Source organism: Methylobacillus sp. MM3 (assembly GCF_001645185.1).
Taxonomy (GTDB): Bacteria; Pseudomonadota; Gammaproteobacteria; order Burkholderiales; family Methylophilaceae; genus MM2.
Genome location: NZ_LXTQ01000001.1, coordinates 679,194 through 698,110, shown reverse-complemented (window position 1 = coordinate 698,110; position 18,917 = coordinate 679,194). Strand labels below are relative to the sequence as shown.

26 protein-coding genes are annotated in these 18,917 nt (G+C 60.2%); 18 read left to right on the top strand and 8 right to left on the bottom strand.

All coding sequences use genetic code 11. The features are described from left to right. The first annotated feature begins 173 nt into the window (after positions 1-173). The 7 genes from pqqA (at position 174) to A7976_RS03305 (ending at position 4,795) form a co-directional block, all read left to right on the top strand. Complete coding sequence (pqqA, locus tag A7976_RS15470; protein WP_082877952.1) at positions 174-281, top strand: pyrroloquinoline quinone precursor peptide PqqA; 108 nt, start codon at positions 174-176, stop codon at positions 279-281. Between the two features lie 46 nt (positions 282-327). Continuing rightward, positions 328-621 carry a pyrroloquinoline quinone biosynthesis peptide chaperone PqqD gene (pqqD, locus tag A7976_RS03330; RefSeq protein ID WP_067106815.1) on the top strand — a complete coding sequence of 98 codons (294 nt, stop codon included), beginning with the start codon at positions 328-330 and terminating at the stop codon, positions 619-621. Then, positions 593-1,732, top strand: coding sequence for a pyrroloquinoline quinone biosynthesis protein PqqE (gene pqqE, locus A7976_RS03325; RefSeq protein ID WP_067106811.1), 1,140 nt, complete (start codon positions 593-595; stop codon positions 1,730-1,732). Before pqqD ends, pqqE begins: the two co-directional genes overlap by 29 nt. A 99-nt stretch (positions 1,733-1,831) precedes the next feature. Then, positions 1,832-2,335, top strand: a complete 504-nt coding sequence (locus tag A7976_RS03320) for a urate hydroxylase PuuD (RefSeq protein ID WP_067106809.1) — start codon at positions 1,832-1,834, stop codon at positions 2,333-2,335. Then, a complete protein-coding gene (gene serC, locus A7976_RS03315; protein WP_067106806.1) occupies positions 2,335-3,429 on the top strand; it encodes a 3-phosphoserine/phosphohydroxythreonine transaminase in 1,095 nt (364 codons plus the stop codon). The genes A7976_RS03320 and serC overlap by 1 nt, the downstream gene beginning before the upstream one ends. After that, positions 3,422-4,318, top strand: a complete 897-nt coding sequence (locus A7976_RS03310; RefSeq protein ID WP_067106803.1) for a dihydroorotate dehydrogenase 2 — start codon at positions 3,422-3,424, stop codon at positions 4,316-4,318. Before serC ends, A7976_RS03310 begins: the two co-directional genes overlap by 8 nt. 87 nt (positions 4,319-4,405) lie before the next feature. Beyond that, positions 4,406-4,795: a hypothetical protein gene (locus tag A7976_RS03305; protein WP_067106801.1), complete on the top strand. Its 390-nt coding sequence runs from the start codon at positions 4,406-4,408 to the stop codon at positions 4,793-4,795. Between the two features lie 124 nt (positions 4,796-4,919). On the opposite strand, the gene A7976_RS03300 is transcribed toward A7976_RS03305, so the two are convergent. Continuing rightward, the gene (locus A7976_RS03300) at positions 4,920-5,237 is read right to left on the bottom strand and encodes a PRC-barrel domain-containing protein (RefSeq protein WP_205633432.1); all 318 of its coding nucleotides are present in this window, start codon (positions 5,235-5,237) and stop codon (positions 4,920-4,922) included. A gap of 451 nt (positions 5,238-5,688) precedes the next feature. Between A7976_RS03300 and A7976_RS03295 the strand changes: the two genes are divergently transcribed. Then, positions 5,689-6,669 carry a lyase gene (locus tag A7976_RS03295; RefSeq protein WP_067106795.1) on the top strand — a complete coding sequence of 327 codons (981 nt, stop codon included), beginning with the start codon at positions 5,689-5,691 and terminating at the stop codon, positions 6,667-6,669. Positions 6,670-6,744: 75 nt separating this feature from the next. Next, positions 6,745-7,467: a ferredoxin--NADP reductase gene (locus A7976_RS03290; protein WP_067106793.1), complete on the top strand. Its 723-nt coding sequence runs from the start codon at positions 6,745-6,747 to the stop codon at positions 7,465-7,467. Between the two features lie 99 nt (positions 7,468-7,566). Here the strand turns inward: A7976_RS03290 and A7976_RS03285 are convergent, their stop codons facing one another. The 6 genes from A7976_RS03285 to A7976_RS03260 form a co-directional block, all read right to left on the bottom strand. Then, a complete protein-coding gene (locus tag A7976_RS03285; RefSeq protein ID WP_067106790.1) occupies positions 7,567-7,932 on the bottom strand; it encodes an SPW repeat protein in 366 nt (121 codons plus the stop codon). A gap of 196 nt (positions 7,933-8,128) precedes the next feature. Continuing rightward, positions 8,129-9,259 carry a hypothetical protein gene (locus A7976_RS03280; RefSeq protein ID WP_067106787.1) on the bottom strand — a complete coding sequence of 377 codons (1,131 nt, stop codon included), beginning with the start codon at positions 9,257-9,259 and terminating at the stop codon, positions 8,129-8,131. Further along, on the bottom strand, positions 9,259-9,522 hold the full coding sequence (locus A7976_RS03275; protein WP_067106784.1) for a DUF2249 domain-containing protein: 264 nt from the start codon (positions 9,520-9,522) through the stop codon (positions 9,259-9,261). The genes A7976_RS03280 and A7976_RS03275 overlap by 1 nt, the downstream gene beginning before the upstream one ends. A 38-nt stretch (positions 9,523-9,560) precedes the next feature. After that, on the bottom strand, positions 9,561-10,643 hold the full coding sequence (locus tag A7976_RS03270) for a hypothetical protein (protein ID WP_067106781.1): 1,083 nt from the start codon (positions 10,641-10,643) through the stop codon (positions 9,561-9,563). A gap of 7 nt (positions 10,644-10,650) precedes the next feature. Continuing rightward, the gene (locus A7976_RS03265; RefSeq protein WP_067106778.1) at positions 10,651-10,905 is read right to left on the bottom strand and encodes a DUF2249 domain-containing protein; all 255 of its coding nucleotides are present in this window, start codon (positions 10,903-10,905) and stop codon (positions 10,651-10,653) included. Positions 10,906-10,938: 33 nt separating this feature from the next. Further along, the gene (locus A7976_RS03260) at positions 10,939-11,262 is read right to left on the bottom strand and encodes a metal-sulfur cluster assembly factor (RefSeq protein WP_205633431.1); all 324 of its coding nucleotides are present in this window, start codon (positions 11,260-11,262) and stop codon (positions 10,939-10,941) included. 97 nt (positions 11,263-11,359) lie between these two features. Between A7976_RS03260 and A7976_RS03255 the strand changes: the two genes are divergently transcribed. Continuing rightward, positions 11,360-11,809, top strand: a complete 450-nt coding sequence (locus A7976_RS03255; protein WP_067106775.1) for an Rrf2 family transcriptional regulator — start codon at positions 11,360-11,362, stop codon at positions 11,807-11,809. Positions 11,810-11,814: 5 nt separating this feature from the next. Further along, positions 11,815-12,423, top strand: a complete 609-nt coding sequence (locus tag A7976_RS03250; RefSeq protein ID WP_067106772.1) for an FmdE family protein — start codon at positions 11,815-11,817, stop codon at positions 12,421-12,423. On the opposite strand, the gene cobA is transcribed toward A7976_RS03250, so the two are convergent. Next, entirely contained in the window at positions 12,407-13,231 is an 825-nt protein-coding gene (gene cobA / locus A7976_RS03245) for a uroporphyrinogen-III C-methyltransferase (RefSeq protein WP_067106769.1), read from the bottom strand. The genes A7976_RS03250 and cobA overlap by 17 nt on opposite strands. A gap of 134 nt (positions 13,232-13,365) precedes the next feature. Between cobA and A7976_RS03240 the strand changes: the two genes are divergently transcribed. From A7976_RS03240 to A7976_RS03210, 7 genes are all read left to right on the top strand, one after another. Beyond that, a complete protein-coding gene (locus tag A7976_RS03240) occupies positions 13,366-15,081 on the top strand; it encodes a nitrite reductase (RefSeq protein ID WP_305791271.1) in 1,716 nt (571 codons plus the stop codon). A gap of 13 nt (positions 15,082-15,094) precedes the next feature. After that, complete coding sequence (locus tag A7976_RS03235; RefSeq protein WP_067106764.1) at positions 15,095-15,409, top strand: c-type cytochrome; 315 nt, start codon at positions 15,095-15,097, stop codon at positions 15,407-15,409. 109 nt (positions 15,410-15,518) lie between these two features. Continuing rightward, entirely contained in the window at positions 15,519-15,860 is a 342-nt protein-coding gene (locus tag A7976_RS03230) for a cytochrome c (protein ID WP_067106761.1), read from the top strand. Then, the gene (locus A7976_RS03225) at positions 15,850-17,016 is read left to right on the top strand and encodes a cytochrome D1 domain-containing protein (RefSeq protein WP_067106758.1); all 1,167 of its coding nucleotides are present in this window, start codon (positions 15,850-15,852) and stop codon (positions 17,014-17,016) included. The genes A7976_RS03230 and A7976_RS03225 overlap by 11 nt, the downstream gene beginning before the upstream one ends. Next, positions 17,016-18,008, top strand: a complete 993-nt coding sequence (locus tag A7976_RS03220; protein ID WP_067106755.1) for an Lrp/AsnC family transcriptional regulator — start codon at positions 17,016-17,018, stop codon at positions 18,006-18,008. Before A7976_RS03225 ends, A7976_RS03220 begins: the two co-directional genes overlap by 1 nt. Continuing rightward, entirely contained in the window at positions 17,995-18,438 is a 444-nt protein-coding gene (locus A7976_RS03215; protein ID WP_067106752.1) for an Lrp/AsnC family transcriptional regulator, read from the top strand. Before A7976_RS03220 ends, A7976_RS03215 begins: the two co-directional genes overlap by 14 nt. Continuing rightward, complete coding sequence (locus tag A7976_RS03210; protein WP_067106750.1) at positions 18,435-18,917, top strand: Lrp/AsnC family transcriptional regulator; 483 nt, start codon at positions 18,435-18,437, stop codon at positions 18,915-18,917. The genes A7976_RS03215 and A7976_RS03210 overlap by 4 nt, the downstream gene beginning before the upstream one ends.

The following is an 18,917-nucleotide window of genomic DNA, read 5'->3' as shown; positions in this document are numbered from 1 at the left end:
ATATTCAAAAAACATGAATTTACTTAATAGAGAATCAGCGATTTTCGTATCGCTCTATCAGTATTTCCCTGATCCGGCGATTGCCCGCCATGGCGCATAGTGACGCTGCGAATTCGGCAGTTGCCGTTTCGTGTTGATGAGAATTGCACCTGTTATGGCGATTCTCGCCAACGATGGTCAATTTTCAATTTAAAAGGAGAGCAACAATGAAATGGTCCGAGCCGGCATTCTGCGACGTACGTCTGGGTTTTGAAGTCACCGCCTACGTTTACGTACGCTAAGCAATACCGGGCGCGGCCCCGTGTCGCGCCCGCATGGAGAACGCTCATGTCTGAACAATTGACCTTCCAGCCCCAGGATAAGCCTGCGCTTAGCCCGATGTTCCTGTTGCGCTGGGAAAAAACACAGGACGCGCATGTGCTGCTGTATCCCGAGGGCGTGATCAAGCTGAACGGCAGCGCGGCGGAAATCCTCAAGCGCTGTAACGGCGAGACCACGGTAGCCGGCATGGTGGACGAATTGAAGGCGCTGTTCGTTGACGTCGGCGCGGGTGAAATCGAAACCGGTATCAATAAATTTCTGGAGACGGCACATGCCAAAGGATGGATCAGAAGTCGTTAGCCTCGACGGGCAGGGCAAGCCGATGTGGCTGGTGCTGGAGCTCACTTATCGCTGCCCGCTCAAGTGCGTGTGGTGCAATAACCCGCTGGATTTCGACACATACGCGGACAAGGAACTCAGTACCGAGGAGTGGAAACAGGTATTGCGCGACGGCCGCGAGCTGGGTGCGCTGCAACTGGGATTCTCCGGCGGCGAGCCCATGCTGCGCGACGATATCGAAGAACTGGTCGAAGAGGCCGAACGCCTGGGTTACTACACCAACCTGATTACCTCGGGCGTCGGCCTGACACCGGAACGCCTGAAAAAACTGAAAGAAGTCGGGCTGAAGCAGATTCAGCTCAGCCTGCAATCCGCCGAGCGCGCACTCACCGACAGATTGGTCGGTGCCCGCGCGCACGATCTCAAGCTGGAGGTGGCGAAGCGCATCAAGGCGGAAGGTTTCCCCATGGTGCTCAATGTGCCGGTGTTCCGGCAGAACATCGACCAGGTGGAGGAAATCCTCGCGCTGGCGGAAGACATCGGTGTGGATTACCTCGAATTCGCCAACATCCAGTATTACAACTGGGCGCTGCTCAATCGCGACGAACTGCTGCCGACGCGCGAGCAGCTGGAGCGCGCCGAAGCCGCGGTCAACCGGGCGCGCGAACGCCTCGGCGGCAAGATGACGATTTACTTTGTGATCCCGGATTACTTCGAGACGCGCCCCAAGGCCTGCATGAACGGCTGGGGCACGATCCACCTCACCATCGCGCCCGATGGCGCGGCGTTGCCGTGCCAGGAAGTGCGCGTGATCGAGGGGCTGGAATTTCCCACGGTGCGCGAGCACAGCCTGCAATGGCTGTGGGACGAATCGCCGCTGTTCCAGAAATTTCGCGGCGACACGTGGATGGCCGAACCCTGCCGCACCTGCGACGAGAAGGAAAAAGACTTCGGCGGCTGCCGCTGCCAGGCCTTCCTTTTGACCGGTGATGCGGCCAACACCGATCCGGCCTGCGCCAAGTCGCCACACCATCACGTGATCGAGATGGCGATCAGCCGCGCCAGCAAGCCGCATGAGCCCAAGCCGTTGATTCCGCGCCTGGCAGGTGCGGCTGCGGGAGTCGGGCGATGAAAGTGCCTTTCGATACCGCGACCGGCACCATCGTCTGCGGTCTGCTGCTGACGCTGGTGCTGTATCTGCTCGTACGGCAGCTCGTGACCGGAGGGTGAGATGGAACACGCCTTCGATTTCACGATGCGCTGGGCGCATTTCATCGCCGCGTTGATCTGGGTCGGCCACAACTACGCCAGCGTGGTGCAACGGCCGACTTATCGTCCCTTGACCCGGGACGATCTGGTCAGCACGGAAAGCAGCGCCTTCATGGCCGTACTCAACCGCGAACACGGCACGTTCCGCTATGCCTCTATCATCGCCTGGGTGACAGGCGTGATGATGCTGTGGCAGCGCGGCTGGCTGGTGGATGCGCTCGCGCTCAACGGCTATTTCGCGGTGATCGGCACCGGCTTCTGGATCGGCACGCTGATGCTGGCCAATTTGTGGCTGGTGCTCTGGCCTCACCAGCAAAAGCTGCTCGGTTTCGTCCCCGCGACGGTAGAGGAGCGCGTGCGCTGCTCGCGCATCACGCACTTGTCGTCGCGCACCAACACCATGCTGTCGATCCCGCTGCTGTTCTTCATGGCTGCTAGCTCGCACGGCTCGGCGCTGTTCGGCTGATGTCCGGCGTCTACAACTTCGCCGCCGGTCCGGGCATGATGCCGGCCCAAGTGCTGGAACAGGCGCAGCGCGAATTCCTCGACTGGAAGGGACACGGGTTTTCGCTGCTTGAAATGCCGTTTACCGGCGACGACTTCAAGGCCATACAGCAACGCGCGCAGGACAGGTTGCGCAAACTGCTCGACGTGCCCGACAACTACCGCATCCTTTTCATGCACGGCGGCGCTTCGGCGCAGTTTTCATTGGTGCCGCTGAACCTGCTCGGCGACAACCGGCGTGCCGACTATCTGGAAACGGGCCACTGGTCGCGCCGCGCCATTACCGAGGGCCGCCGCTACTGCCTGGTGAATGTCGCCGGCAGCAGCCGCGGCAGCGATTTCAACCGCATGCCGATGCAGCATGAGTTGCAGGTCTATTCCAAAACTGCCTATTGCCACTACACCAGCAACGAAACCGCCAACGGCGTGCAGTTTCATTATGTGCCGGAGACCGGCAAGGTGCCGCTGGTCGTCGATATGACCTCGGATTTTCTCAGTCGCCCGCTGGATGTCAGCCGCTATGGGGTGATCTATGCCAGCTCGCAGAAGAATATCGGCCCGGCAGGTTTTACCGTGGTGATCGTGCGCGAAGATTTGCTCGGGCGGGCGCGTCCGGCCACGCCAATGGTATTCGACTACCGCATGCAGAACGACGCCAATTCGTTGCTCAATACACCGGTGACGTTTTCGATTTACCTGGCCGAGCTGGTGTTCGGCTGGGTGGAAGAGCAAGGCGGGATAGCCGCGATGGAGCAGAACAGCCTGCGCCGCAGCCGGCTGGTTTATCGGGCTATCGAAAAGAGCGAAGGCTTTTACCGCTGCCCGGTCGAGTCCGAGCATCGTTCGCGGGTCAATGTCTGTTTCACGCTCTCCGATGAGTCGCTTACGCCGCGATTCCTTGAAGAGGCGGCGAAACGCGGGCTGATTAACCTCAAGGGACATTCGATGATCGGCGGCATTCGCGCCAGCCTCTACAACGCGATGCCGGACGAAGGCGTAGTCGCGCTCGCGGCTTTCATGGACGTATTTGCAATGGAGCATGCCGCGTATGTATGAAACGTTCTCCACGCTGGCGGGCAGATTCGGCGCGCCTTATGCACGCAAGCTGGCCGCTGCATCCATCCGCATGGCGGGAGCATTTGAATCCGCATCGCCTCCGCCCGGGCTGCGCCGCACCGTCATGGGCTTGTCGTTTCCTTCGCCGGTAGGTCTGGCGGCCGGTTTCGACAAACGCGGAACACTGTACCCCGCATTGCCCGGCCTGGGTTTCGGCTTTGCCGAGATCGGATCGGTCATTCCCCGCCCGGAGCCCGGCCGCAGCCCCGGGCTCATGGCGGTCATGCAGCGTCTGGCAAGCTATCGCGCACCGCGTCCGATCCCGCTGGGCGTCAGTATCAGCATGAATCGCGCAACCCCGCTGAAGCAGATTCCCATGGATTATCTGGATTGCCTGCAAAAGCTATGGCGATATGCGGATTACATCACCCTCAACCTCGGCGTGCGCGCGGGCCCCGACCTGCACCTGCCTGAAAACCGTGCCCTGCTTCACGTTGTTTTTTCCGCGATCAAGCGTGAGCGGTGGGCGCTGGCCTCGATGGACGGGCGCCGTGTACCGATAGCCGTAAAAATCGATCAGGGGCGGGGCCATACCGCAGACTTGATCGATTGCGTGCGCGAACACGGTTTCGACGGCTTGATATTGAGCGGAGAGGGCAAGGGCGATAAATCGGCAAGGCTTGCCGCACTGGAACGATTTGCGAACGCCTTGTGGGATGAGATACCGGTGATCTCGGTGGGCGGCATACATACTGCCCGGGATGCGCAGGAAAGGCTGGATGCGGGCGCGGCGCTGCTGCAGGTTTATACGGGCATGGTGCAGTCGGGGCCGGGGCTGGTGAAAAGCATCAATGCGCAATTGCTTGCGAACAGCGTCGGATATCGCTGATAGGGAAGAGGCGCGCTTTCCCACAGAACGCCGGAAAGCGATAAGCTAGTATTCTCGGATCGAGATCAATCGTGCGAAGGAGCTGTCATGCGTTTTGCTGCTGCCCTGATCGTCATCCTGTTCACCCCGACTGCTTTCGCGCAATTGCCGCCACCGACAAAGGAAGACAAGGCAAAGGCCGCTGAAATTGCAGCAAAGAATGCATGGACCAACAAGGTCGGCGCCTATCAGCTTTGCCTGGCGATGGACCGGACGGCCGCCAAATATCACGAACGCCTCAAGACGGCTGGAAAGGCAGTCCCGCAGCCGGAAACCACTGCGCCTTGCGCCGACCCCGGGCCGTATGTGTCGCCGATCATCCCGGCGTCATCCCAGCCGCTCGAAGCCTCGGAAGCGCATTCCCCGGCCGGCACGGCAACCGCGCCACCCAGCACGAAAGCGAATGAGGCCGAAACGCAAGGCCACTCAACAAGATAGTACTTCGGGTTTGTCGCAAGTATTTTTTGTGAATGGCCCTTAATCACCGAGGAAGGCTTGCAAGAGCACAGGTTTAAAAATATTTTCTATATCCAGCTTTCCTGGTGCGTGACCGGAAGTTTGGCTATTCCCAATACGGCGGAAGCTCGTAATACTTGTGCACATCGCGGTTCCACTGCTCGGACATCGTAGGCCAGTCATCCTCGTCGAATCCGGGTGCCTCCTCCAATCGTTCCTTGGGAATATCAAGAACATATTCGTTTTCGGTCCAGTTGTATGTGAGCGCCTTGAAAGGAATTGCGAAGAGTTTTTCTCCTACGCCGAGAAAACCGCCGAACGATATCACGGCATAAGCGACGCGGCCGCTATTGGGGTCGATAACGACTTCCCTGACCTCTCCGAGACTGTCGCCTTGCGGACTGACCACGTCTGTGTCGATCATGTCCGATGCCTTTAATGGCGTGTTTGTAAAAGCATATGCCTGGTTCATCTTGGTTCTCCTTGCTGAAGAATTAAAAGATAGATTCAGCTGTGCGTATGCATGGGTGCCTGCAAAGATAAAAATCAGGAGCGCGTGTCATGAATTCAAGCGGAATATCGGTAGAAATTGCGCACTCGGTGTAGTCACGCACAGGAATGCAGAATTTGTGAGGCCAACGAAATATTGCCCATATGCAAGAAAGGAATGAGCGATCAGAATCCACTTACAACAAACATGGATCAAGTGTCGTTTCTACCTGGATCATCCCCAGGGTACCTGCACATTTTGATGGACCACCATGAACCAGGTGAGTTCGAACTATTTCGAGCATATGTTTGCTGCCCGCCATGGGAACTTCCAACATGGCAGGCGGGACTCAACAAATGATTGAGCACTGAACTAGGAGACAGCCATGGCTATCCGCAACCTGACGTTCCTGTTGTTTGCTCTCGCTTTTCTCACTCAGGCCCCCGGCGCCATCGCTGCCGATCCCAGCTATTTTGCGGTGACGAGCGGCTCGCATCCGCACGATGTGGCGGCGGCACCCGCAAATGGCCCCATCTATTACACCGCGCAGAAAACCGGCAAGCTGGGAATGCTGGACCCCAAGTCCGGCAAGGTTGACGAAATCCCCCTCGGCGACGATTCCGCCCCTCACGGCGTGATCATCGGCCCCGACAATGCCGTCTGGATGACCGACAGCGGGCTCAACGCCATTGTCCGTGTCGATGCCGGCAGCCGATCGGTAAGAACGTGGGCGCTTCCGAAGGAGGCCGCCGACGCCAATCTGAATACGCTCACTTTCGATCAACGCGGACGGGTATGGTTTACCGGGCAAAGCGGTTTTTACGGACGGCTGGAGCCCGCCACCGGAATGATGAAAGTCTGGAAAGCCCCTCGCGGCGTCGGGCCTTACGGCATCACGACGACGCCCGCCGGAGAAATCTATTACGCCTCGCTCGCCGGCAATCACATTGCGCATGTCAATCTTGAAACCGGTGCCGCCACCGTCATCGAACCGCCCACTGCCCGCCAGGGCGCCCGGCGCATCTGGTCCGACTCCAAGGGAAAGCTCTGGGTCAGCTACTGGAATACCGGCCAGGTCGGAAGATACGACCCTGCCACCCGCGCATGGCGCGAATGGAAGCTGCCGGGAAAAGCGCAAGCCTATGCCGTCTGGGTCGATGAGCAAGATAAGGTATGGCTCACCGATTTTGTTAGCAACGCATTGATACGGTTCGATCCGGTGAGCGAAACATTCAAGAGTTTTCCTTCGGATCGCGAAGGAGCCCGGGTGCGGCAATTGGCGGGACGGGCCAAAGAAGTGTGGGGGGCGGAATCGGGGAATGACAGGCTGGTAAGCATATCGACCGATTCCAGGGCGGATGAGTGAGCCAAGGCGGCAGTTCAGCCATGTTTGCAATAAGCCGTAACCGCATCGTCAACAAAAACAGGAGGGAGAATCGCCATGTCAGTCTACAAAGTCAAATTAACGGAAAAACGGGAAGTCGCTGAAGGAACGATGGCGTTTCATTTTGAAAAGCCCGAGGGTTTTGTCTATAAGGCCGGGCAATTCGCGGAGTGCACCCTGATCAACCCCGCCGAGACCGACGCCGAAGGCAACACGCGACTATTTTCCTTCGCGAGCGCGCCTTACGAAAACGAGCTTATGGTTGCGACGCGCATGCGCGATACTGCGTTCAAGCGGGTATTGAAAGCAATGGAGCCTGGTACGGAGATTTCCCTGAACGCTCCGCATGGCTCGTTCACGCTTCATGAAGATATGTGCTTCCCAGCGGTTTTCCTTACCGGAGGAATTGGCGTCACGCCTGTGAGAAGCATTGTCCTGCAAGCGATGCACGACGATCTTCCTCACCGGATTCTTGTTTTTTATTCCAATCGCGGACCGGAAGATGCGGCGTTTCTGGACGAGTTGATGGAATGCCAGAACTCAAATCCAAACTACACCTTCATTGGTACGATGACGGAGATGGAAAAGTCCAAGCGTGAGTGGCATGGAGAGACCGGGTTCATCGATAAAGCCATGCTGCTGAAATTCATGAGTGACCTGACGCTTCCCATCTATTACGTCGACGGCCCGCCCGCGATGGTCAAGGCCATGCGCCAATTGCTGAGCGAAGCGGGTGTCGAAAAGGGCAATATCCGCACGGAAGAGTTTTCAGGCTATTGATGACAGCTTCGGGCCATCTCAGTCGGGATGGCAAATGACGGAAGGGCAGGCCACGCAACTATGTCTATTACGCGTGGCCTGCCCTTCAAATTTTTCCTGTTACGTTACAGGATGCCACCATCCGCCGCCAATCTGCTTGTCGGTGCTGAGCACCCAGAGTGCGAGTACTGCGACGGCGAGGCCTACGGCCACGGCGTTCCACATGGGCATCGCGATGTCGCTGAAGCCGAGAACCCATGGGGATATCATCAACCACACGCCCAGTGCGACATCCGTCCATTCTTCCCAGGCCATGAGCCTGAAAAATTCGGAAACCGCGAGCAGGACGACAAGACTGCCGATGATGACGGCGTTCCAGGTGGGGTAGGTTTCTGCTGAATACGGCAGCACCCAGGGCGATGCGATCAGCCACAGGCCGAGGATGAGATTCAGCGGGTCTTGCCAATGCTTGATTGATAGTGACATGGTTGTTCCCTCCACGAAAAAAGCGGTCGTCGTACGGCCTCAAGGGAAAACCGGGATCGTTGCCATCCGGGGAAAGGGTATGTTCACATGACCGTGGTGCCGGTGGGATGGAGCGCCCCTGTTTCCCGGGCCGTCCGAATACCTTCCGCTCGCTTTGACTGCCGGGAACGGCGCGAGTTCGCTCCCAATTTTCGCGCTACTTTGCAACCTGCGGGGCCGAGGCCAGCGCCAGAATGATCTGGGCAACAAATGTCCCAAGGGCGAATAGCGCCAGCGCCCAGCCGGCCTCGACGCCCAGGCCGGCCATCAGCCCTCCGGCAAGCAATATCAGCGCACGCGCGCTGCTGGCAAACCCCATATTCCTGCGCATGGCCAGATGCCATTCGGTCTGCTTCCCCGGTCGTAGCCATAGCGGCAACAGATAACTGACCGCCCCGGTCACCAGCGGCATCAGAAAAGCGACGATAAATGCCGCAATCAGATTGAATCCGCTATGAAAGTAGCCATTCGCGGCGCCCAGCGACAGCACCATGAGATAGCCGAACAGCGCGGCGGCCAGCGAAGGTATGGCGCCATGGAGCGCGAAGATGCGAGGGCGATACAGTCGCAGCCAGGCTTCGAAAATAGCGGCCAGCGGAAGTGCAAGAACAGCCAGCCCGATCCAGGCGAGCTTGGGCTGCCAGGCGACGGTGACGGCGGTCAGCAGCGTTCCGGCAACGACCCATTTCAAATGCAGGCGCATGCGTATGCCGACATCCGGATCGGGTTTTTGCGCGGCGGTCGGCAGCAATACTTGCAGCGTGCCGAGCGCGGTGATGCCGATGAATCCGAGGGTATTCATGTGAAGATGCAACAGGCGCAGCGCGGCGCGCTGGCCGGGTAGCCAGTATCCGGCAAGAATGGCGCACAGCCCGATGAGCAGGCAGGCGAGCGCGGCAAAGTACCAGTCCAGGCATGGATGGGGCGTGCCTATGGATTTACGGCGAAGATGCAAGGCCCACAGGGCAAATGTGGCGGCAGCGCTGCCTGCCACGATGGCGCCGAGGTAATGCCCGACGGGAGCCATCTGGGGAAAGACGAAATACTGGACGGCCAGGAATCCACCCGCCAAGGCGGCCAGCGGAATGAAACGAACGGCACGATGCGGAGTGCCGCTTCGCGTCAGCACGGGCACGAAATGCGCCATCGCAGCGAGGATCAGCGGCAGGATGCCGACGGCGAAAACGATGTGATAGCCGGCAATCGCCGCAACCTTGCCTGTCAGCAACAGGCATGCGGCAGCGACGAACGCCAGCAGGGAGATGGCAACCTGTAAGGGCAGCGGCATCAGGTACGCACGAAATCGATCACGATCTGGCCGGGCTCGCGCTGCAGGTACTGGATGGAAACAGCCTCGCCATAGCGTTGCGTGAGCTGGTTAAGCAGCGGGATGGGGTCGTGGTCGTTGACGAAGCGCATGGTTTCACCGGAAGTCAATGCGTCGAGTGCGCCGAAAATGGCCGCGTGACGGAAGCGCTTGGCGATGCCGCGTGCGTCGAAGGGATAGATCTGGTCCGGTTGCAGATGGAGGTGAGCATGGGGTTGGGACATGGTATTTCCTTTCATTTTGCGAGGTTGGAAAAGGTGGTTCAAGAATGGCGTTTGCCGCGAATGACCGCCGCGACCGTGCTCAGGACAAACAACGCAAGCGCCACCGCGTTGAGTGCGCCGCCCGCGCTGCGGCAGTGCGCGATAGCCAGCACATCACCGGCAACGCGGGCAATCAGCGAGGCGTGGAGTACGATCAATGGCAGGTAAAACGTAGGGTGGTAAGGGATTTTGACCCGCGCCACCGCCGGAAAGATGACCGGCGCATGGCCGAAAATCATCGAAAACACGAAACCGACGAAGATGGCATGCAGGAAAGCGTCGTAGCTCGACCCTGGCTGAAGGATGGGCGACCACAGCCCGACCAGACCACCGATCAGCAGCCAGGCATAGCCGGACAGCAGACAGGCGGCGATGAACCGGGTCAGTCCCCGTTGCCGGATGGTCTTCTTCGCAATGTCCTGGCGCAGCAGCCACAAGGCGAGCGCCAGCAGCGACGCCGAGAGCACGGCTACGTTGCTCGGTACCGTTAGCGTGGCAATGGTGGCGCCGAGCAGAAATACGGCAACGATGACGATGAAGGCCATCCGGCCAGCCGGGGAAGGCGGCAGCATGCGCGACAGCTCCAGCCGCTCGCCGGCGATGGTGAGCACCAGAAAACCCGCCCACCACGGCACCACCTGGAGAAGCGCCAGCCCTTGCAGCCATAACAGGTTACCGATCAGCCAGCACGCGCTGCCCAGCAGCAAGGTCAGCGTGAACAGCGCGCGCTGGCGCAGAAAAACATTCAACGAAGCGAGCACGAGAATGGCGCTTGCCAGCGCAAGCAATCCCGCGCCGATCATCCAGTTGAAGCCGGCCGGCAAAGCCAGGCCGCCCAGCGCCGCGAACAGCGGCCCCAGGTACGCCCAGCGCCGCCCAATGGCAACCGCGCGCTCCAGCGCGATCACGGTGCCGAGAAAGCCGCATACCATCAACGGACCGTGCCAGGCGGCAAGGTCCGGTGCGGGCAAAGGGAAATTCCAGCCCAGCCGCAACAGCCCGGTGCCGATGCCGAACGCGAGGCTCAGGAAGCCTGCAATCAGCAGCGGGATGCGGTACGGCACCGGAACGTCGTGGTTCATGATTCAATCAGGCGCAGCAGGGGGCGGTTCTGCCGATGCGCACTTGCCACACTTCCGGGCCTTGCTCGATGTAATCCCACGAAAAGAAATCGCCCAATTCCGCCTGGAATTGATAAAACAGGGGTTTGGGGTCGTGGTCATTGATCAGCAGCATGGCCTCGCCCGGCGTCAGCTGCTTGAAGGTATCGAAAATCAGCGGATGGCGCTCGCGCGGGATGATGTTGCGGACGTCCACGGTGGCTTTGATAGTGGGGGTGCTCATGTTGATGTTCTCCTGGTTCCGGCGAGTGAAGAATCATTTCCAGCCGAGGCTTTTTTTCGTTTCGGCGGATATCATGTCGGGGCTCCAGACCGGTTCCCACACCATCTGGATATCGATTTCGGCATCTGGAAACGCGTGCACCAGTTCCGCATGCACTTCGTCCAGCAGCATTTCGCCCATCGGGCAGGCCGGCGAGGTCATCGTCATCCGGATGCCGACTTCGACATCCGACGCCTCGATGCCGTAGATCAGGCCGAGGTCGACGATGTTTTCGCCGATTTCGGGGTCGATGACTTTTTTCAGCGCCTCGCGCACCGCGATTTCCTGCGGCGAAGTCAATTCATTGCATGTTTTCATGGACATTCTTAAAGATGTAAGTAAAATGCACCTATAATGTAGCACGCTGGATTTTTATAATCAATATTGTAAATACATCTTTTTGCGGACGAGGCTTATGCATCTGACCACATTCTCCGACTACACCATGCGCGTCCTGATTTATCTGGGCTTGCGGCGCGATGGACTGGTAACGATTTCCGACATTGCGAAAGCGTACGGCATCTCAGAGAACCATCTGATGAAGGTGGTGCACCAGCTGGCGCAACGCGGTTTCATTGAAACAGTGCGCGGCAAGGGCGGCGGCATGCGTCTGGCGCGCGAGCCGCATGAAATCAACCTGGGTGAACTCATCCGCATGACAGAGGGCGATACCAGCCTGCTGGCGTGCCTTGAAGGGCAGGGCTCCTGCTGTATCCAGTCGGCTTGCAGCCTCATCAGCATCCTGCGGGAAGCGCAAACCGCGTTGTTTGCCGTACTTGAAAAATATACCCTGGCCGACCTCCTGCAGCGCGAGCAGCCACTATCGCAAATCTTGCTGTATCCGCGCACGCCGGCGGCAGCCTGAGCGCCATGCGCTATCCCGCCTTTTTCGACGATGTTGCCGCCATCCGGCTTTATGACCCGCTGGCCGAATTTCTCGGCGCCGTCGAAGATGGCATTCTCGAATATCGCTATCTTGATGCGGTGAAACTCGCCGGACATTCCTGCCCGACGGTTGCTTCGGCCTACTGGATGACGCACCGTGCATTGCGGGCGCTTTATCCGGAAAGCCTGCCGGAGCGCGGCAATATCCGCGTGGAATTCAGCAAGGAGGCCGACGATGGCGTCACAGGCGTGATCGCCAACGTGGTCGGCCTCTTGACCGGCGCGGCGGCCGACGGCGGTTTCAAAGGCATCGGCGGCGCTTTCGACCGGCGCGACAAACTGTTTTTTGCCGCCGACATCGCCCCCGAAATCCGTTTCACCCGCCTCGATACCGGCCAGGCCGTTGCAGCGGCCGTCAACATGCAGCCGGTTCCGGCTGCGCCGCGCATCTGGGAGTTATTGCCCAAATGCCGCAACGGCAATGCCAGCGCTGCGGAAACGGTGGAGTTCCGCCAGCTTTGGCAGCAGCGGGTGAGTACGCTATTGCTGGATCATGCGGAAGACACGCAGGTGTTCGTTATCCGACTGCTGTAATCGCCATGTCGGCAGGGGATTCATGGCGGAACCAGGCCAGATCATGGTGCAGTTGCACGACCTCGCCAATGATGATCAGGCTGGGCGAGCGCAATGCCGCTGCTGCTGCCTGCTCGGTAATATTTGACAAGACGCCGCTGACGACCCGGTGATACGGCGTCGTTCCCTGCTGCACCACAGCGATGGGGTGCGCGGGCGGCAGGCCGTGTTCGACCAGTTTTTCGCAAATGAGCGGTAAAGCGCTCAATCCCATGTAAATCACTACAGTCTGGTGCGGGCGCGTCAGCGCTATCCAGTCCAGGTCCAGCGATCCATCGCATAAATGCCCGGTGGCATACAGCACCGACTGTGCATGGTTGCGATGGGTGAGCGGAATGCCGGCATAACAGGAAACGCCGTTGGCGGCGGAAATGCCCGGAATGACCTGAAAAGGAATGCCATGGGCGGCCAGCGCTTCGATTTCTTCGCCGCCCCGCCCGAAAATGAAGGGGTCACCGCCTTTCAGCCGTAAAACCTTCCTGCCTTGCCGCGCGAGGTCGATCAGCAGCGCATTGATGGCCTCCTGCGGCAGTGCATGATTCCCCTGTTTTTTTCCGACGTAGATGCGCTCCGCATTGCGATGCACCAGCGCCATGATCGCTTCCGACACCAGTGCGTCGTAAACCACGACGTCGGCCTCCTGCATCAGGCGCAATGCCCGCAACGTCAGCAAATCGGGGTCGCCCGGCCCCGCACCAGCAAGAAAGACTTCTCCTCTGGAATGGCCTGGGTGCCTGCTGTTGCCGATGAATGGGGGCTGAATGCGCATGAACGCAATTTACCCGATGCGGAATAAGGGAAACTTGATGTGCGTCAAGGAATCCGCATTTGAATTCATCCATCCTGATCCTGCATTCAAGAGCAGCACTCGATCAACAAGAAACGAGGGGAGAAAGGATGAAGATGCGCAACAGGAAATGGCCGGGCAGGCTGGCGATATCGGCGCTGGTGCTGGCAGTCGGCGCCGCTTACGCGGACGACAGGAAGCACGACGACACCGATGTGAAGTATCAGGCGGGCGGATCGCCGCTGGCCGGCGAGGAAATGCACCAGAATATCAACCCGAAAGCGCCGCCGATGACGGCCAGGGAATTCCAGCTGGGCAAGGACATCTACTTCCAGCGCTGCGCGGGCTGCCATGGCGTATTGCGCAAGGGCGCGACCGGCAAGCCGTTGACGCCGGACAAGACGCTGGCAAACGGCACCGATTATCTGAAGGTATTCATCAAGTACGGCTCGCCTGCGGGCATGCCCAACTGGGGCACTTCCGGCGAGTTGACCGACGAGCAGGTCGATCTGATGGCACGTTATATCCAGCAGGAGCCGCCGACCCCGCCCGAATACGGCATCAAGGAAATGGAGGCCAACTGGAAGGTGATCGTGCCGCCGGAGCAACGGCCGACAAAGAAGGAAAACAACCTCAACCTCGAAAACCTGTTCTCGGTGACATTGCGCGACGCAGGCGAGATAGCGCTGATCGACGGCGACAGCAAGAAGATCGTCAGCGTACTCAAGACCGGTTACGCGGTGCATATTTCACGCATGTCGGCTTCGGGCCGCTATCTGTACGTGATCGGCCGCGACGCCCGCATCAATCTCGTGGATCTGTGGATGGCCAAGCCAGACACCGTCGCCGAGATCAAGGTCGGCTTGGAAGCGCGCTCGGTTGAAACCTCCAAGTTCAAGGGTTACGAAGACAAGTACGCCATCGCTGGTACCTACTGGCCGCCGCAGTTCGTGATCATGGACGGCGACACGCTGAAGCCGCAGAAAATCGTCTCCACCCGCGGCATGACGGTGGCGCCGGAAGAATATCACCCAGAACCGCGCGTCGCCTCCATTGTAGGTTCGCATTACCACCCGGAGTTCCTGGTGAACGCGAAGGAAACCGGCAAGATCATGCTGGTCAACTATAGCGACCTGAAGAATCTCAAGACCTCCACCATCGACGCCGCACGCTTCCTGCATGACGGCGGTTTCGACTCCACCGGGCGCTATTTCCTGGTGGCGGCGAATGCCTCGGACAAGGTGGCGGTAGTCGATACCAAGGAAGGCAAGCTCGCCGGCATGGTGGATGTGGGCAAGACGCCGCACCCCGGACGCGGCGCCAACTTCGTCGATCCGCAAAACGGTCAGGTATGGGCCACGGGCCATCTCGGTGACGACAGCATCTCGCTGATCGGCACTGACCCGGCCAAGCACAATGACAAGGCATGGAAGGTTGTCCGTACGCTGAAGGGGCAGGGCGGCGGCTCGCTATTCATCAAGACGCACCCCAAATCGAAAAACCTGTGGGTCGATACCCCGCTGAACCCGGACGCCAAGGTGAGCCAGTCGATTGCGGTGTACGACATCAACAACCTCGACAAGGGCTTCGAGATGCTGCCGATCGGCGAATGGGCAGGCCTCGGCGAAGGCGCCAAGCGCATCGTGCAGCCGGAGTACAACAAGGCCGGCGACGAAGTGTGGTTCTCGGTGTGGAGCGCCAAGGACAAGGAATCCGCAATCGTGGTCGTGGATGACAAGACCCGCAAGCTCAAGGCCGTGATCAAGGATCCTCGCCTGATCACCCCGACCGGCAAGTTCAACGTTTACAACACCCAGCACGATGTTTACTAAAGGAGATACCCGCATGAAAACACTACTCGCCACGCTACTGTCCGGCACTTTCTTCCTGGCCGCACCCGCAGTGCATGCGGCGGATGCCGCCCCGCTGCTGCAAAAGGCCGGATGTGTCGCCTGCCACAGCACGGACAAGAAGATCCTCGGCCCGTCGTTCAAGGACGTTTCCGCCAAGTACAAGGGCAAGGACATGGAAGCCGCGCTGGTCAAGAAAGTCAAGGACGGCGGCAGCGGCGCCTGGGGAGCGATGCCGATGCCGCCCAATGCGGGCAAGCTCTCCGACGACGAGTTCAAGACGGTCGTGAAGTGGATCCTCTCCCTGTAGGTCGCCGCCCGCACCCTCTTTGCGACGGAGTCCACATCGTCGCGAAGCTGGGCGGCGGCCCTTTTTTTCTTATCCGATGAATATTGCAGACACGACGAATGCAAAAGGCATGGTGCGGGGCAAAGCCCCCGCCTTGCTGCTCGGCCTGGGCGCGCTCGTGAGCAGCGCGGTCGGCTGGGCGGGAGAAGGCATGTCTCCGGAACGCAGGATGGAACTGGTACGGCTGGTACGCAACGATTGCGGTTCCTGCCACGGCGGCAGGCTGAAAGGCGGCCTCGGCCCTGCGCTCAGTCCCGATAGCCTGCGCGACAAGGCGCCGGAAGGCCTACGCGAAACCATATTGCATGGCCGGGCAGGGGGTGCCATGCCGCCGTGGTCGGATTTTCTTAGCGCGGAAGAGGCGGACTGGATCGTCGAACAATTGGTGAAGGGATTCCCGAATGCGCGCTAGCGGACTGCTGTTACTGGCGAGCCTGTTGATTGCAGGCTGTAGCACAGTGCCGCCGCGCGGTACCGGCGATCTCGGCGTCGTGATCGAGCGCGATGCCGGCCGGGTGCAGGTGGTGGATACCACGGCACGCGCCAGCCTGGGCCGCGTGAATGGGCTGGGTGACCTCTCGCATGCCTCGGTAGTGTTTGCGCGCGACGGCCGCTATGCCTATGTGTTCGGGCGCGACGGTGGACTGACCAAGGTCGATCTGCTGCTGCGCCGCATCGACCGGCGCGTGATGCAGGCCGGTAACAGCATAGGCGGCGCGATCTCGCAGGACGGGCGCTTCGTCGCGGCACAGAATTACGCGCCGGGCGGCGTCAAGGTGTTCGATGCCGTCACGCTGGCACCGGTCGCCGATATCCCGGCAGTTTACGGCGATGGCCGGTTATCCAAGGTGGTCGGCCTGGCGGATGCGCCGGGCAACCGTTTTGTGTTCAGCCTGTTTGATGCCGGCGAAATCTGGGTAGCCGATCTGGCAGATCCCGCACACCTGGCCATCACAAAATTCCCTGCCGGCAAGCAACCCTATGACGGCCTGATTACGCCGGATGGCCGCCACTATATCGCCGGGCTGTTCGGCGAAGACGGCTTGGCGCTGCTAGACCTGTGGCACCCGGAAAAAGGCGTGCGGCGCATACTCGATGGTTACGGCCGCGGCGAACAGAAACTGCCGCTGTACAAGATGCCGCACTTGCGCGGCTGGGCGGTGGCAGGTACTCGGGCCTATCTGCCGGCCATCGGCCGTCACGAGATATTGGTGGTTGATACGCAAAGCTGGCAGGAAACGGCCCGCATTCCCGTCGCAGGCCAGCCGGTATTCGCCATCGCCCGCCCCGATGGGCGACAGGTGTGGGTCAGTTTTGCCTTTCCCGACAACCAGCACGTGCAGGTGATCGATACCGAATCCGGCCGGCTCGTGCGCACGCTGGAGCCGGGGCAGGCAGTGCTGCATCTCGAATTCACGCCGCGTGGCGAAGCCGTCTGGGTATCGTCGCGCGACGACGGCAAGGTCACGGTGTACGACACCGCGCGCCTGGAAAAACTGGCCGAATTGCCTGCGGCGGCGCCGAGCGGCATTTTCTTTACCCATCGCGCCGGCAGGACAGGATTCTGATGAACAGTTATAGCGACATCGAAATGCGGCTGCTGAATGATTTCCAGCACCGCTTCCCGCTGGTGCATCGGCCGTTTCGCAAGATCGGTGAACATTTGCGCATTACCGAGGACGAGGTCATCGCGCGTCTTGCACACCTCAGCGCTGAAGGCGCGGTGAGCCGTGTCGGGCCGGTGTTCAGCCCCGGCTGCATCGGCGTCAGCACGTTGGCGGCCCTGGCTGTACCGGAGGCGCGCCTGGAAACGCTGGCGCAATGGATCAGCCTGCTGCCGGAGATCAATCACAATTACCAGCGAGAGCATCAATACAACTTGTGGTTCGTCGTGACGGCGCCCGATGCCGGGCGGCTAGACGCCGTTCTGTCCGACATTGCCGGGCGCGCCGCCTGTCCGATGCTGACGCTGCCCTTGCTTGAACGTTTTCATATCGATCTCGGGTTCGACCTGACAGGCGAGAAACGGCGGTATTGCACGCAAGGCAGCAGCACCCGCGTGCATTTGACCGGGGCGCAGACAGCCATCGTCGCCGCGCTGCAGTCCGGCATCCCCTTGCGGCCGGAGCCGTTTGCCGAAGTGGGCGCGCGCGTTCGCATGAAGGAGGACATGGTGCTCGAGCAACTTGCCCGCTGGCGCGAGCAGGGAGTCATCAAACGATTCGGCGTGGTGGTGCGGCATCACGAACTGGGCTATCGCGAGAATGCGATGGCGGTGTGGGACGTGCCGGACGACGCGGCGAGCGCGATCGGCAAAATCGCCGCGCAGCAGCCCGGCGTGACGCTGTGTTATCGCCGCGCGCGCCAGCTGCCGGAATGGCCGTACAACTTTTATTGTATGGTGCACGGCACGCGGCGCGACGTGGTGGAAGCCCAGGTGGCAACGCTTGCCCGCAACAGCGGGTTGGAGGATTTCCCCTCGCGCATCCTGTTCAACGGCCGCCGCTTCAAGCAGTACGGCGCGCATTACGTCACCCGGGAAAGCCATGGACGCCACTGATCGTGCCATCATCAACAGCCTGCAGGGCGGATTCCCGATCTGCGAACGCCCCTATCAGGCGGCGGCGGAGCAGCTCGGCATCGGCGAGGATGAACTGCTCGCTCGGCTGAAGCATCTGCTGGACGACAAGATCCTGACCCGCTTCGGCCCGATGTACCAGATCGAGCGCATGGGCGGAGCCTTCAGCCTGGCGGCGATGCGCGTGCCGGAGGCCGATTTCGAGCGCGTTGCGGCTATCGTCAATGCGATGCCGGAGGTCGCCCACAACTACCAGCGCCAGCATTCGCTCAACATGTGGTTCGTGCTGGCAACCGAGACGCCGGACGGGATTGCCTCGGCCATTGCAAAAATCGAGGCGGCAACCGGCAATCGCGTCATCAATGTGCCGAAAGAACGCGAGTATTTCGTGGGCGCGAGGTTTGTGGCATGAGCGTCTTCAATATCGACGTGATAGACCGCGCCATCGTCGAAGCTACCCAGGGTGGCCTGCCGCTGGTGCCGCAGCCTTATCACGCGGTCGCCGAGCGCATCGGCGTGCCGCCGGAGGTCGTCATCCATCGGCTCCAGGCGATGCAGAAACGCGGCATCATCCGCCGCATCGGCGCGGTACCCAACCATTACGCGCTGGGCTATCAGGCCAACGGCATGACGGTGTGGGACGTGCTTAACGACCGCGCCGACGAACTGGGCGCGATGATAGGCACGCTGGATTTCGTCACGCACTGCTATCGCCGCCCGCGCCGTCTGCCGGACTGGCGCTACAACCTGTTCGCGATGGTGCACGGTCACGACCGCACCGAAGTGGAGGCCAAGGCTGCGCGAATAGCCGAGATGCTGCATCCCTACTGCCGCGCGCACACCATTCTTTACAGCACGCGCATCCTGAAAAAGACCGGATTGAGAATCTAG

Coding starts and splice junctions, on each gene's coding strand:
- pqqA (WP_082877952.1), top strand. CDS start 174: ATGGTCAATTTTCAATTTAAAAGGAGAGCAACAATGAAATGGTCCGAG.
- pqqD (WP_067106815.1), top strand. CDS start 328: ATGTCTGAACAATTGACCTTCCAGCCCCAGGATAAGCCTGCGCTTAGC.
- pqqE (WP_067106811.1), top strand. CDS start 593: ATGCCAAAGGATGGATCAGAAGTCGTTAGCCTCGACGGGCAGGGCAAG.
- A7976_RS03320 (WP_067106809.1), top strand. CDS start 1,832: ATGGAACACGCCTTCGATTTCACGATGCGCTGGGCGCATTTCATCGCC.
- serC (WP_067106806.1), top strand. CDS start 2,335: ATGTCCGGCGTCTACAACTTCGCCGCCGGTCCGGGCATGATGCCGGCC.
- A7976_RS03310 (WP_067106803.1), top strand. CDS start 3,422: ATGTATGAAACGTTCTCCACGCTGGCGGGCAGATTCGGCGCGCCTTAT.
- A7976_RS03305 (WP_067106801.1), top strand. CDS start 4,406: ATGCGTTTTGCTGCTGCCCTGATCGTCATCCTGTTCACCCCGACTGCT.
- A7976_RS03300 (WP_205633432.1), bottom strand. CDS start 5,237: ATGATCGACACAGACGTGGTCAGTCCGCAAGGCGACAGTCTCGGAGAG.
- A7976_RS03295 (WP_067106795.1), top strand. CDS start 5,689: ATGGCTATCCGCAACCTGACGTTCCTGTTGTTTGCTCTCGCTTTTCTC.
- A7976_RS03290 (WP_067106793.1), top strand. CDS start 6,745: ATGTCAGTCTACAAAGTCAAATTAACGGAAAAACGGGAAGTCGCTGAA.
- A7976_RS03285 (WP_067106790.1), bottom strand. CDS start 7,932: ATGTCACTATCAATCAAGCATTGGCAAGACCCGCTGAATCTCATCCTC.
- A7976_RS03280 (WP_067106787.1), bottom strand. CDS start 9,259: ATGCCGCTGCCCTTACAGGTTGCCATCTCCCTGCTGGCGTTCGTCGCT.
- A7976_RS03275 (WP_067106784.1), bottom strand. CDS start 9,522: ATGTCCCAACCCCATGCTCACCTCCATCTGCAACCGGACCAGATCTAT.
- A7976_RS03270 (WP_067106781.1), bottom strand. CDS start 10,643: ATGAACCACGACGTTCCGGTGCCGTACCGCATCCCGCTGCTGATTGCA.
- A7976_RS03265 (WP_067106778.1), bottom strand. CDS start 10,905: ATGAGCACCCCCACTATCAAAGCCACCGTGGACGTCCGCAACATCATC.
- A7976_RS03260 (WP_205633431.1), bottom strand. CDS start 11,262: ATGAAAACATGCAATGAATTGACTTCGCCGCAGGAAATCGCGGTGCGC.
- A7976_RS03255 (WP_067106775.1), top strand. CDS start 11,360: ATGCATCTGACCACATTCTCCGACTACACCATGCGCGTCCTGATTTAT.
- A7976_RS03250 (WP_067106772.1), top strand. CDS start 11,815: ATGCGCTATCCCGCCTTTTTCGACGATGTTGCCGCCATCCGGCTTTAT.
- cobA (WP_067106769.1), bottom strand. CDS start 13,231: ATGCGCATTCAGCCCCCATTCATCGGCAACAGCAGGCACCCAGGCCAT.
- A7976_RS03240 (WP_305791271.1), top strand. CDS start 13,366: ATGCGCAACAGGAAATGGCCGGGCAGGCTGGCGATATCGGCGCTGGTG.
- A7976_RS03235 (WP_067106764.1), top strand. CDS start 15,095: ATGAAAACACTACTCGCCACGCTACTGTCCGGCACTTTCTTCCTGGCC.
- A7976_RS03230 (WP_067106761.1), top strand. CDS start 15,519: ATGGTGCGGGGCAAAGCCCCCGCCTTGCTGCTCGGCCTGGGCGCGCTC.
- A7976_RS03225 (WP_067106758.1), top strand. CDS start 15,850: ATGCGCGCTAGCGGACTGCTGTTACTGGCGAGCCTGTTGATTGCAGGC.
- A7976_RS03220 (WP_067106755.1), top strand. CDS start 17,016: ATGAACAGTTATAGCGACATCGAAATGCGGCTGCTGAATGATTTCCAG.
- A7976_RS03215 (WP_067106752.1), top strand. CDS start 17,995: ATGGACGCCACTGATCGTGCCATCATCAACAGCCTGCAGGGCGGATTC.
- A7976_RS03210 (WP_067106750.1), top strand. CDS start 18,435: ATGAGCGTCTTCAATATCGACGTGATAGACCGCGCCATCGTCGAAGCT.